This window comes from Olleya sp. Hel_I_94 (assembly GCF_007827365.1).
In the GTDB taxonomy this organism is placed as follows: Bacteria; Bacteroidota; Bacteroidia; order Flavobacteriales; family Flavobacteriaceae; genus Olleya.
Genome location: NZ_VISI01000002.1, coordinates 380,898 through 393,300 on the forward strand (window position 1 = coordinate 380,898; position 12,403 = coordinate 393,300).

15 protein-coding genes are annotated in these 12,403 nt (G+C 31.0%); 4 read left to right on the plus strand and 11 right to left on the minus strand.

Annotated features, from left to right (window positions below; all coding sequences use genetic code 11):
• Nucleotides 1-20: 20 nt before the first annotated feature.
• The 5 genes from JM82_RS04680 to JM82_RS04700 all read right to left on the minus strand — a co-directional run bounded on the left by JM82_RS04680 (nucleotide 21) and on the right by JM82_RS04700 (nucleotide 5,270).
• A complete protein-coding gene (locus JM82_RS04680) occupies nucleotides 21-785 on the minus strand; it encodes a TIGR02757 family protein (protein WP_145001582.1) in 765 nt (254 codons plus the stop codon).
• 119 nt (nucleotides 786-904) lie between these two features.
• On the minus strand, nucleotides 905-1,537 hold the full coding sequence (locus tag JM82_RS04685) for a hypothetical protein (RefSeq protein WP_145001583.1): 633 nt from the start codon (nucleotides 1,535-1,537) through the stop codon (nucleotides 905-907).
• Between the two features lie 7 nt (nucleotides 1,538-1,544).
• Entirely contained in the window at nucleotides 1,545-2,093 is a 549-nt protein-coding gene (locus JM82_RS04690; RefSeq protein ID WP_145001584.1) for a CPBP family intramembrane glutamic endopeptidase, read from the minus strand.
• 3 nt (nucleotides 2,094-2,096) lie between these two features.
• Nucleotides 2,097-2,756, minus strand: a complete 660-nt coding sequence (locus JM82_RS04695) for an ABC transporter ATP-binding protein (RefSeq protein WP_145001585.1) — start codon at nucleotides 2,754-2,756, stop codon at nucleotides 2,097-2,099.
• A gap of 60 nt (nucleotides 2,757-2,816) precedes the next feature.
• Nucleotides 2,817-5,270 (minus strand): DUF5916 domain-containing protein, encoded by a 2,454-nt coding sequence (locus JM82_RS04700; RefSeq protein ID WP_145001586.1) that lies wholly within the window; start codon nucleotides 5,268-5,270, stop codon nucleotides 2,817-2,819.
• Nucleotides 5,271-5,445: 175 nt separating this feature from the next.
• Here JM82_RS04700 and msrA point away from each other — a divergent pair, with 175 nt between their 5' ends.
• Genes msrA through JM82_RS04715 form a run of 3 tightly spaced genes read left to right on the plus strand, consistent with a single transcriptional unit; the run spans nucleotide 5,446 to nucleotide 6,953 of the window.
• A complete protein-coding gene (gene msrA, locus JM82_RS04705; RefSeq protein ID WP_145001587.1) occupies nucleotides 5,446-6,012 on the plus strand; it encodes a peptide-methionine (S)-S-oxide reductase MsrA in 567 nt (188 codons plus the stop codon).
• The gene (folE, locus tag JM82_RS04710; protein WP_145001588.1) at nucleotides 6,002-6,598 is read left to right on the plus strand and encodes a GTP cyclohydrolase I FolE; all 597 of its coding nucleotides are present in this window, start codon (nucleotides 6,002-6,004) and stop codon (nucleotides 6,596-6,598) included. Before msrA ends, folE begins: the two co-directional genes overlap by 11 nt.
• 52 nt (nucleotides 6,599-6,650) lie before the next feature.
• Nucleotides 6,651-6,953: a hypothetical protein gene (locus JM82_RS04715; protein WP_145001589.1), complete on the plus strand. Its 303-nt coding sequence runs from the start codon at nucleotides 6,651-6,653 to the stop codon at nucleotides 6,951-6,953.
• Between the two features lie 30 nt (nucleotides 6,954-6,983).
• On the opposite strand, the gene JM82_RS04720 is transcribed toward JM82_RS04715, so the two are convergent.
• The 3 genes from JM82_RS04720 to JM82_RS04730 all read right to left on the minus strand — a co-directional run bounded on the left by JM82_RS04720 (nucleotide 6,984) and on the right by JM82_RS04730 (nucleotide 8,745).
• Nucleotides 6,984-7,751 carry a CDP-alcohol phosphatidyltransferase family protein gene (locus tag JM82_RS04720; RefSeq protein ID WP_145001590.1) on the minus strand — a complete coding sequence of 256 codons (768 nt, stop codon included), beginning with the start codon at nucleotides 7,749-7,751 and terminating at the stop codon, nucleotides 6,984-6,986.
• A gap of 41 nt (nucleotides 7,752-7,792) precedes the next feature.
• A complete protein-coding gene (locus JM82_RS04725; RefSeq protein ID WP_145001591.1) occupies nucleotides 7,793-8,260 on the minus strand; it encodes a DMP19 family protein in 468 nt (155 codons plus the stop codon).
• A gap of 83 nt (nucleotides 8,261-8,343) precedes the next feature.
• Complete coding sequence (locus JM82_RS04730) at nucleotides 8,344-8,745, minus strand: hypothetical protein (RefSeq protein ID WP_145001592.1); 402 nt, start codon at nucleotides 8,743-8,745, stop codon at nucleotides 8,344-8,346.
• Nucleotides 8,746-8,913: 168 nt separating this feature from the next.
• On the opposite strand from JM82_RS04730, the gene JM82_RS04735 reads away from it, so the two are divergent.
• Complete coding sequence (locus tag JM82_RS04735; RefSeq protein ID WP_145001593.1) at nucleotides 8,914-9,558, plus strand: SDR family oxidoreductase; 645 nt, start codon at nucleotides 8,914-8,916, stop codon at nucleotides 9,556-9,558.
• A gap of 73 nt (nucleotides 9,559-9,631) precedes the next feature.
• Here the strand turns inward: JM82_RS04735 and JM82_RS04740 are convergent, their stop codons facing one another.
• From JM82_RS04740 to JM82_RS04750, 3 genes are all read right to left on the minus strand, one after another.
• Entirely contained in the window at nucleotides 9,632-10,012 is a 381-nt protein-coding gene (locus JM82_RS04740) for a VOC family protein (protein ID WP_145001594.1), read from the minus strand.
• Nucleotides 10,013-10,058: 46 nt separating this feature from the next.
• The gene (thrC, locus tag JM82_RS04745) at nucleotides 10,059-11,351 is read right to left on the minus strand and encodes a threonine synthase (RefSeq protein ID WP_145001595.1); all 1,293 of its coding nucleotides are present in this window, start codon (nucleotides 11,349-11,351) and stop codon (nucleotides 10,059-10,061) included.
• A 78-nt stretch (nucleotides 11,352-11,429) separates the two neighbouring features.
• Nucleotides 11,430-12,353 (minus strand): homoserine kinase, encoded by a 924-nt coding sequence (locus JM82_RS04750; protein WP_145001596.1) that lies wholly within the window; start codon nucleotides 12,351-12,353, stop codon nucleotides 11,430-11,432.
• Nucleotides 12,354-12,403: the final 50 nt, after the last annotated feature.

Consider the following 12,403-nt stretch of genomic DNA (forward strand, 5'->3'; position numbering starts at 1 on the left):
GATATTTTAGTTTTAAAAGATTAAAATTTTTCAAAAACACCTAATCCAAATAATGCAAAATCATATTTTACAGGATCGTTAGGGTCTAATAATCTTAAACTTGCGTCTAATTGGGCTAATGCTTTGCCATCATTTTGTTTTCGTTGTAATAATCCTAATTTTCTAGCCACATTACCAGAATGGACATCTAAAGGACATGATAGTTGGGCAGGAGATAGGCTAGTCCAAATCCCTAAATCTACGTTTGTATTATTAGGTCTTACCATCCATCTTAAAAACATATTGATACGCTTTGCAGCACTATTTTTTAAAGGATCACTAATATGTTTTTGTGTTCGTTGTAGGTGTTCTATTTCAAAAAAAACATGCTTAAAATTATGTATAGACTTTTGCAAACTATCCTTTTCGGCATGTTTTTTAAACACAGCTTCTAAACCGTCATGCTTTAAATAAATATGTTGTAAACCTTTTATAAAAGTTATAAAATCCAAACCATTAAATGTGCGATGTACAAACGATTCTAATTTTTTTAAATCTGATGGTTCATGATTCATTACAAAATCAAAAGGTGCTTGATCTAATAATTGCATCATTTTATGAGCATTAGTATTTATACTTTTTCTATTTCCCCAAGCAATTGTAGCACTTAAAAAACCAGCAATTTCTATGTCTTGTTTTTTACTAAATAAATGCGGAATTTGTATTGGGTCACTATCAATAAAATCGGGTTTGTTATATAGCTCTACTTTAGCGTCTAAAAATTCTTTTAACTCTTTGTTAGTCATTAATTATTTTGTTATTAATGTTTTATTTGTCAATAGTAAAAGTACTATTATCTAAAGGTTGTATGTTGAAAATTTAGTTAAAATCAAGTTTGAAAATTGGACAAACTAAATTTATCGTCCTAATTTTGGTTAAAATCACTGTCTATTATAACCCAAGTATTGTTTATCTTCTTAAATTCAAAAAGCGCTCTACTTGTGTCGTTATAACCATTTATAATAGTTTTGGACATTAATATAGCATATGTGAAATCACTATTAAATAAAGGAACTGATAAATTATGGTAAGTATATTGATCCGCTATTGAATTATACTTATGCAAAGCATCTTGGTAGACTTTTAAATTGACAGCAGCATTATTAGCGTTATAATTATCTTCAGCTTCTAGCATTGTATACTTTAGTTGATCCAAAGTATTAATGGCATTTGAGTCAATAATTTTTACATTTTTTATAGGTAGAACTTTCCAGTTTTTAAATGTAACCTTTAAGTGATTATCAAAATCACTACTAGCAAATGAATCATTAATTTTTTTAATAAAATAGGGTAATTGTCGCTTGTAATTATAACTGCTAACTACTTCGTGTATTTGCCTATAATTTAATCCTTGATTATCAAATTGAGGAAAAAACGCTTGGTTTAAAACAGCTAGAGTTTCTGATTTATAACGGTCTGAAAAATCTACTTTTTGCGATTTACACGCGCTAACTATTATTGTTACCAGCAGTATAAAAAAAGTGATTGAATTTTTCATTTTTAAATCATTTATCTAGGAATAATACAGCCGGAATTACTAAAATCCCGTTGTAACTAGCATGTAAAAACATAGAATAGATTAATCCTAAACGTACACGTACATAACCAAATACTGATCCTACCACTAATTGTGGAGCTATTAATAGTGGAGACAATAATAGTATTTGAGGTGTTACTTCGAAATTAAAAATATGTACATAACCAAATATAATAGTAAGCATGTAAAAGCCTAGCTTAAAATATTTTTTATTAAATAAGGTCATAGGACCTCTAAAGATTAATTCTTCAAGAACAGGAGCTAATATAACAGCACTTAGTATAATATTGATTTTAGATTGCTCTTCTAATAATTTATTTATAGAGTGTGAATCAGAACTGTAAAGACCTAAAGCTTCTAATATAATAGTTAATAGACCAAATCCTAAACCAAGCATAATGCAAAGTGGTATACATTGTAATACCAATCCCAATTTTTGCTTAAAAGTAGCATGTTTTAAAGGCTTTAAACGCGGATTTTTAATGAAATTCAAAACAGATTTAAAAAGTATAATCATATTTTAAACTATTTTTCCATCTACCATTGTTAATTTACGATCAGCCAAATTAGCTAAGTCTGCATTGTGAGTAACAATTACAAAGGTTTGTCCAAATTGATCACGCAGTTTAAAAAATAGATTATGTAAATTTTCGGCACTTTCACTATCTAAATTCCCTGAAGGCTCATCTGCAAAGATTAACTCTGGATTGTTTATTAAAGCTCTTGCTACAGCAACACGTTGTTGCTCTCCACCAGACAATTCGTTTGGTTTATGGTTGTATCTATGAGATAGTCCTAAAAAATCAAGTAGCTCCTTAGCACGTTTTTCTGCATCAGATTTGCTAGTTCCTTTTATAAAAGCTGGAATACAAACATTTTCTAAAGCAGTAAACTCTGGCAATAATTGATGAAATTGAAAAATAAATCCAATATTTTGATTTCTAAATTGTGCCAATTGCTTTTCTGATAAACCTGTAATTTCTTTACCGTTTATTGTTAGTTGACTTTCGGTTTTATTTTCAATAAAATCTAAGGTTCCTAAAATTTGCAACAATGTTGTTTTTCCTGCACCAGAAGCGCCAACTATGGATACAATTTCACCTTTTTTAATATGTACATCTACACCTTTTAAAACGTGTAAATCATCGTAATATTTATGTATATTTTTTGCTTTAATCATAGTCTAATATAAAGTACGGAAATTACCACTTTATAACGTATTAGGCAACTTTAAGTTGTTTTAGCTTTTTCTTTGAAAAACTTTTTTTAAATCGTTATAATCTATAAAATAAACCATTCTTAAAGAAAAAGTATTACGTTGTTCTTGCTTAAATAAGTCTTCTGTACTGTCAAAAAAACCAGCTTCCGAGTTATTTGAAAAATTAAAAATTTGGTTTCGATACAACGCTGTAAGTTGGCTACCAGGAGCAAACTGCCATGTATAACTTAAATCTAAATTCCAAGTATTAAAATTAATATCTGGGTCAAAATCAGAATCGCTACTTATATTGTCTTTAGTGTATATGTCAGATCTGTTTAATGAGCCATCGCTTTGTAAAGTATACATGCTATCATCATAAGTAACAGTACTTAAATAGTTTCTAAAACTTAATGTTAAAGCATTAAACGAATTAAAGTTATAACTACCAGATATACTGGCTGTCATATCTATTCTGTCACGCTGACCAAAAATAATTTCATCATTCACTTCTTGTCCATTAACATAACCTCTGTCAGCAGTATAATTATCATAATCAAAACCTAAAACCATTAAAAATTTGTCATTAAATTTAAAACGTGGATTTAGTCCAAACCAAATGTTATTAAAGTTTTTACGATCATCATTAAAAAAACGACCATATCCTAGATTAGCATCCAATGCAAAAAACAAATTATAGTTACTAGAAATATACATATTAGATTGTGCATAATTTTCTGTTACAAAATAGCTATCAAAACCGTTACGTGGTTCAAAATAGTCATATTGTTTTCCAAAATTCCAATTTCCATTAATACCAAGGTTATGTAACGTTTTGGTCTGAGCATCAAAGTTAAAACCAGTATTTGCACCTGTAAACGTATTTGGATTAGCTAATTGGTTATAGTTTAACCAAGTTCCAAAATAAGTATTATTAAAGTTTTTGGTTGGCTCAAACGTACGATAGCTAATTTCTGCATTGTAGTTACTGTAGTTATTTCTAAATAAAATTCCTAAATCATTAATATCATAGTTTTCATCTGCATAATCGTAAGTAACACTATATCTTATTTTACCACTATTTTTACCAACACCAAATCTTGCAGTATATCCATTTTCTGTATCAGGAACATCATTGAATGTACTCATTTTAACTTCGGCAATTGCACCATGTGTATTCTTCTTATTAACTAAGTCTAATAATAAACCTGTAACATTAGCATCTCTAAAATCACCATCTCTAGTAACATTAGTATTGATTAATGTTACTGACGAGTTTTTATTAAACTGTTGATCCAATACCATAATATTGTAATTAGCCAATGGTTCTACAATTTGAGATCGTTTAGCACCAGAGTCTACATTGGTAATATCCACTTCTGTTTTTTTAGTTATAGCATTAAAAAATCCAATACCTAAACCGTTTTTAGTACGTCCTGAGACTTTAACAGCATTTAGTAATTGTACTTTTTCTGGATATTCATCAATGGTTTCATTATCATTAAGGTTTAATCTTCCTGAAGGACGATCTCCAATACGTCTAGAATAAAATAAATTACCCTTACTAAATAGGTCTACACCTTCAGTAAAAAACTGACGTTGTTCAGCAAATTGTTGCTCAAAAGGACCTAGATTTAATTGGACGTCATCAAAACCTGCTTGACTAAAATCAGGTATTAAAGTCGCATCTAAAGTTATATTTTCTGTAATTCCGTATTTAATATCTAAACCAGCAGCAAAATCGCTTTCAGTCTCACCATCAAATGTACTTACTAATCCCGAAGCATAAGGGAAAAAGCTTAGTCTAGTAGGTGGCGTAATGTTTTTAATTCCTTTTAGTTCGGCATTATATAAACCTATATTTCCTTTGGTAACATCAATAGGATTCCACGTCATTTGTTCGCGCGTTTTTCTATAGTGTCTATGAAACTGAATACCCCAAGTTGGGTCTTCCTGTTGAGTAAAACGTAATGCTCTATACGGTATTTTAATTTCTACAATCCAACCGTCATCAACTAATTGAACACTACTTTCCCAAACCGCATTCCATCCAAAATCTTCACCATAATTTGGGCTTTCAACAGCATCTGCTTGCGTACCTGAGCTAAACACAAAAAACTCAGTATTGTTTTGTGCATCGTTATTTGGATTAAATATTAAACCAAAAAAGTCAGACTGTCCAAAATTATCACGTTGCGTAAATTGACGCATAATATCGTCTGGATTGTCATAACAGTAAGCAGACACGTATATACCAGAATCGTCATAAGTCATTCGGACTTTGGTTGTTTTATTTGCTGCTGCACTATCACCAACATCAGGTTTAAACTCGGTAAAATTAGTGGCAATTTGTGCATCTTTCCAAGCAGTATCATCTAAAACGCCATCAATTTTTACAGGTATTTCTGTACGTTTTATCTGATATAATTTTTTGTCTTGGGCTAGTAATTGATTAGATACTAGTAATGCGAAAATTAGAATAAAGAAAGGTTTCATTTAGCTTTTTGGTTGATTGTTACTGCATTAAAGACAGATAAAACTTTGCTTTGTTACAGTTTCCAAATGCAAATCTAATTTTGAAGTTAAAATAAACTCATAATTAAACGTTAAAACTCACTTCTGTTATAGTTTTCAGTGACATTAGCTAAACAGAAATAGTTATTTTTATAAGATGAAAGAAGAAAATTTAAAAGTAGCCACTTTTGCTGGAGGCTGTTTTTGGTGTACCGAAGCAGTTTTTTTAAGGTTAAAAGGGGTAGAAAAGGTTGTTTCTGGATTTACAGGAGGAGCAATTAAAAATCCTGCATATCGCGAAATTACAACAGGTAGAACTGGTCATGCAGAAGGTATTCAAATATTTTTTGATGATACAGTGATTAGTTATATAGAATTGTTAGAAGTCTTTTTTGCAACTCACGATCCAACTACGTTAAATAGGCAAGGACACGATATTGGAACACAGTATAGGTCTGCAATTTTTTATAATTCTGAACAACAAAAAGAAGAGGCTTTAGGCTTTATTCAGTTTTTAGAAAACGAAAAAGTGTTTGAAAACAAGGTGGTTACAGAGGTTACCGCTTTAGGTCCTTTTTATATAGCTGAAGCAGAACATCAAACCTTTTACGACCGAAACAGAGAAGCATCGTATTGTCAGTTTGTAATCGACCCAAAAATCACTAAATTGAAAACCTATTACAGTAATAAATTAAAAGAAAATAGTTCAAAAAATGCCCTATAAAAAATTTGAAGAGTACAATATCAAAGTGACAGATGATGTCAAAAACAGATATAAAAATATTATTGAAGATTTAGGTGAAGATACCACTCGTGAAGGTTTAATAAAAACACCAGAACGTGCTGCAAAAGCCATGCAGTTTTTAACGCAAGGTTATAATCAAGATGCAGCTAATATCCTAAAAGGAGCCATGTTTAAAGAAGAGTACAACGATATGGTTATTGTAAAAGATATCGAGTTTTATTCGCTTTGCGAACATCACATATTACCTTTTTTTGGTAAAGCACACATTGCATACATCCCTAATGGACACATTGTTGGATTAAGTAAGTTGCCACGTATTGTAGATGTGTTTTCTAGACGATTGCAAGTGCAAGAGCGGTTGACACATCAGATATTGGATTGCATAAATGACACTTTAAAACCAGAAGGCGTTGCTGTAGTTATTGAAGCTAGTCACATGTGTATGCAAATGCGAGGTGTACAAAAACAAAATAGTGTAACAACAACCTCAGGTTTTAGAGGTGCTTTTGAAAACATTGAAACACGCACAGAGTTTTTAAACCTGATCAGTACTAAATTAAGTTAGATTTTTGGAATACTATTTGCTTTATTTAAAATAGAATTACAAAATAATATCAATGAATTTTAATAACACAAACAAGTACACAAAACTATTTTTAGGATTAATCTTTGATGCCTTAGGCTATGTTTCCTTTATTATTCCTGGAATAGGAGAGTTTGCAGATATCGTATGGGCTCCAGCATCTGCTTGGTTAATGACTAAATTGTATAAAGGAAGAACAGGTAGGATAGCAGCAGTTTTTTCTTTTATAGAAGAAGCTTTACCAGGTTTAGATATCATTCCGTCTTTTACACTTATGTGGTTATATACCTATGTATATAGTAACAAGTCAGATAAAAATACAGTAACAACTTTATAAAGCATAACAGCACTTTTTTAAGTGCTGTTTTTATTTGTAAAAGCCTTTTCTAATAGCAATAAAGATAAATATCATTCCAGAATATCCTACAAAAAAGGGAATAATCATGTGTTTTAACTGTAAGACTAAAAATAAAGCAATTAGTAATAACTGAAATCCTAATCCAAAAGTAGATATACTTGTCATTAACCATTTAGGAAACACCTTTCCATAAGCAGCTCTTGGATCCAAAAAGTAAATAGTTTTGTCAAATCCACCATAAAGTATTTTGTATAATTTAAAAAGAATATTTACGTTGCTTTGCTTCTCACCAGCTAAGGCTGTAGGTGTTTTGGTTTCAAAAATGCGGCTTGTGGTGTCACCTTCAAACTTATTTCTTAAAATTACATAATAATAATTATATAAAGTACCTTGTAATTGGACTCCTAAAAAAGCTATAATAGTAAGCCAGATTGAAGTATTAGTAACATACCAAATGGCACTAAATATAATTGCATTTAAAATAATATCTGCAACCGAGTCTAAGTAGCGTCCAGTATAAGAAGGTGTTTGTTTTATTCTAGCTAACTCACCATCTGCAGCATCTAAAATAGATTTAAGTATTAAAAAAAATGCAGCTAACCAATATAGATTTTCAATAATACAATAAATAGCTATTAAGCCTGAAATTATAAAGGCTAAGGTAACATGTACAGGAGTAAAATTGGTGTGCTTTAAACGATTTGCAATATGTCTTGCTATTGGTCTTCCATAATCAGAAAGATCAACAAATTTATGCGCTTTGGGTAGTTTTGACATGTAAAGTCATAAGATAGAAAGGTGTTGCGGAATATACCATGTTAATATTCAAAATAGGTTTTATTAATTGTAATGTAAGCAATTAGTATGGTTACAATAGCTTCTTCAGAATTAAAAAATTGTGACTCAAGTTTTTCCCATTCAGCTAATACAGTATGCTTTAAATTAGACATCAATTGTCTTCTAATAAAAAGGTCTTTGGATACTGGTAACTCAGGAAACAAGGCTATAGCTTGACTTACAATTGTAGCAGATTCCTCAGCACCAATTGCTTGATAAGCATCCAATACTTGATGGGCAAAAGCTCCAGATGTATTGTAAAAAAAGTCAAACAATCCACCATTATTTAATTCACCTTCAAAAATATCAATGTAAACAAACGTTTTTTCGGGTTCAGAAAGTTGTTCAAAACTATTAACTTCACTGGCTTTGTTCCATAACACAGTACCTACCAATTCTATGATTTCGGTATCTTGTTTTTGGTTAAGCGCAAAGTCTATTTCTGTCATTAAAACATTTAATTTTAAAGTGAAGGCAAAGATACGACATTATTTTAGCTAAGTAATATGTTATAAAATAGTAGTCTTTAATTTTATTGTTGTTTTAATAATCTAATAAAAACATATAAAAAGAAAACACAAAACAACCAATCGTTTAGTCCATATATAGAGTAAAATATGCCAGCCATTTTATCTTTATCGTAAATTATGCTAACATCATTAGTTGTCATCCATTGTAACCAAACACTACCATAAATTAATTTTTCAATAGCAAAAACAAAAACTAACCATTTTACATTCTGAAATTTATACGCAATAGATATATAAGCTAATCCCCAAATTAAAATCATCAACATACCAAAATTGGACATTACATCTGGATCGTAAGCGTTAATAGTCTTGTTGGTAAAACCTCTAGAAAAAAGTAATACTGAGCTATTCATTACACCAGCAAGGATAAATCCTTTGCTAATTAATTTATTATTTATAGTCATATTTGATATTTTGAAGTTATTATTTTTTATAAGATCGATATTATAATTGATAAGTTCAAATGTTAAAAAAATTAATATAAGCTTAAATAACCGTGTTTATTCTATTAAACTAAAGTTAAACCAATGTTTGTTTTTTGGTAAGCAAGCAATTAGCGGTTATCTTTAAGTATGGAAAATATATTAGTAGCAGGTGCAAATGGTACCACAGGAAAAAAAATAGTAAATCTTTTAAGTCAATCTCAATATTTTAACCCAATTGCAATGGTTAGAAAGGAAGAGCAAATCCCATATTTTAAAGCTAAAAATATCGAAACAGTTTTAGCCGATTTAGAGCAGGATGTTTCTGGTGCTTTTAATAAAACTATTGATAAAGTTGTTTTTGCTGCAGGTTCTGGAGGAAAAAAAGTAGTGGAAGTAGATCAAGAAGGTGCTAAACGAATGATCGATGCATCAAATAAATATAAGGTAAGAAAATTTGTTATGTTAAGCTCTATGGGAGCAGATCAACCAGAAAAAGCCGAGCAATTACAAGATTACTTAAAAGCTAAACACAATGCAGATGAGTATTTAAAGTCTAGCGGATTAAATTATAGTATTGTAAGACCAGGATCCCTAACTAACGGAGAATTAACAAACAAAATACAATTAAAAACAAAGCTAAATAAAAGTGGAGAGATTAGTAGAAACGATGTTGCGCAAACTTTAGTAAGATCATTAAATGATGATGTGGCAAATAATGCTACATTCGAGATTTTAAAAGGAGAAACTTTAATTGGTGATGCATTAAATACGGTCTCAAAAGTTAATGGATAAACATTAAGCTTTAATCCAAACTATAAAAAAGAGCTGCCATTTGGTAGCTTTTTTTAGTTTAAAATTACGCTACTTATTCTGCATTGTTTACTTCAATCCAATAACCATCTGGATCTTGAAAGTAGATTTGTTGGACACCGTCATCACGCACATAATCTTTTTTAGGTGTATCGCGCCAATCAGAATAATAAATATCTAAACTTTTAAGGTGGTTTACAAAAGCATCAAAATTAGGTGTTGCCAGAGCAAAATGAACCGCTTTATTGGTTTTAACCTCCAGTTCTGGTCTAGGTATTAAATGGATTTGCTTTTGATCCGCAAGTGCTAACCATCTAGTTTTGGAAGTAGAAGCAGTATTTTCAATTTCTTTTAAATTAAAAACACGTTGATAAAAATTAACCGATGAGTTAACATCCTTTACAGATAAAGCAATATGATCATGTACAAATGTCATTGTCGTGTTTGATTTTAGACTATAAAACTAATTAAAACCGTCAATATTAGGCCAATAAAAACGACTTTAAACCTTCGTAATCACTTATTTTAGTGGCTACTTTCGTTTTGTCCATTACCGCCTCAATTTGTGGTGGTAAAACTTGCTTTTCTTTAATGACGTCTTCAACAACATCTAAAAACTTAGTTGGATGTGCTGTTTCTAAAAACACGCAATGTGCTTTAGGATGCGTTTTTAAATAGGTTTTACATCCTAAATAACCAACAGCTCCATGTGGGTCTGCAACGTAGTTATATTGGTTAAAAATCTCTTTTAAAGCCGCTTTTGTTTCCTCATCTGTAAAGCTAAAAGATGATAAGTTTTCTTTTAATGCGCTAAAGTTGTTTTTATAGATTTCCTGAATACGGACAAAGTTACTCGGATTACCAACATCCATAGCATTACTAATGGTTTGTACTGATGGTTTTGGCGTGTATTGTTCCGTTTTTAAGTAATTAGTAACCACATTATTTTGGTTATTAGACGCAATAAAGTGTTTAATTGGTAAGCCTAATTGTTGTGCCATCATTCCTGCGCATACATTTCCAAAATTACCGCTTGGGACAGAAAACACAATCTCTTTATGTGTTTTGTGTAATTGTTTGTATGCAAACATAAAGTAGAGTAGCTGTGGCAACCAACGTGCTACGTTAATAGAATTTGCAGATGTTAATTGCATTTTACTTGTTAATGTATCATCCAAAAAAGCACGCTTAACCATATCTTGGCAATCGTCAAATACACCATCAACTTCCAAAGCTTTAATGTTTTGACCTAAGGTTGTCAATTGTTTTTCTTGAATATCGCTTACTTTTCCTGAAGGATATAAAATAACAACATTCACACCTTTTACACCTAAAAATCCATTAGCAACAGCACCTCCTGTGTCTCCAGAAGTGGCTACTAATACTGTGACTTGATTGGCATTGTCTTTATTAAAATAACCTAAACAACGTGCCATAAAACGGGCTCCAACATCTTTAAAAGCCATAGTTGGTCCATGAAATAACTCTAATGTTGATATGTTATCATTCAGTTTTATTACAGGGAATTCAAACGATAAGGTTTCAGCAATAATAGTTTTTAAAACATCCTTTGGTATATCTGGACTCACAAATTGTTGCAAGGCTTCAAATGCAATATCATTGTAACTTAAATGGTCTATATTTTTAAAAAATGAAGCTGGTAAAGGCGTAATATTTTCTGGAAAATACAATCCTTTATCTGGCGCTAATCCTTTTACAACAGCATCTTTAAATGTTGTGTTTGGTGCTTTATGGTTTAATGAGTAGTAGTTCATTTTTTTATTTTGTTTGACTTTGCGTAAACAAAGGACTTGGTAATCTGTTTTAGATTTTTTATTTATTAATAATGATAATTAACTTAATATTTTCATGCCTTCTGTATTAATTTTAGATACATAAGTATTAAACTTAATGTCCGTTTTTGCATAAATAGTAGTCATTGCTTTGGCTACAGCTTCAGCAGTTTCTTTACTTTTTGACAAAGCGAATATCGATGGTCCCGAACCTGAAATTCCAGTACCTAAAGCGCCTGCTTTTATAACTTCGGTTTTAACCGAATTAAAATGAGGAATTAATTGACTTCGGTAAGGCTCCACAACCACATCTGTTAAAGATTGGCTAAGCAAATTATAATCGTTAGTATGTAAAGCATGGACTAAGCTACCAACGTTAGACCATTGTGTGATGGCGTTTTGCAACGGAATCTGTTGTGGTAAAATAGCACGCGCTTCAGAGGTTTTAACTTCAATTTGTGGATGGATAATAGTCACAAATAAATCATCAGGCGTTGGCAATTGCAATACTTGTAAAGGCGATGTACTTTTTACTAATGTAAAACCGCCAAATAGGGCAGGAGCAATATTATCAGCATGCTCGCATCCACTAGCCAAAGCTTCACCTTTCATAGCAAAATCTGTTAATTGGGTTTGGTTATATGGTCTACCTAACAACTCATTTATAGCAAATACACTTCCGGCTGCACTAGCAGAACTGCTTCCAATTCCGCTTCCTGGTTTTATGTTTTTATAAATCTCTATTTCAAATCCACAATCAGGATTAGCGTGATTATATAAGGCTAAAGCCGAAACACTAGCAACATTTTTATCTGTTTCAAAAGGAAGGTCTGCACCAACAATTTTGGTTATTTTGATTCCTTTTTCATTGGTTTTTCTAATCACCATTTCATCACCAATAGTATCTAAGCAAAAGCCTAAGACGTCAAATCCACAAGAGACGTTAGCGACTGTGGCTGGCGAGAATATTTTGATTTCGTTCATTTAAAACTCCTTTTTATAATTTCCGCGAAAGCGGTACTATTTTTACTAAT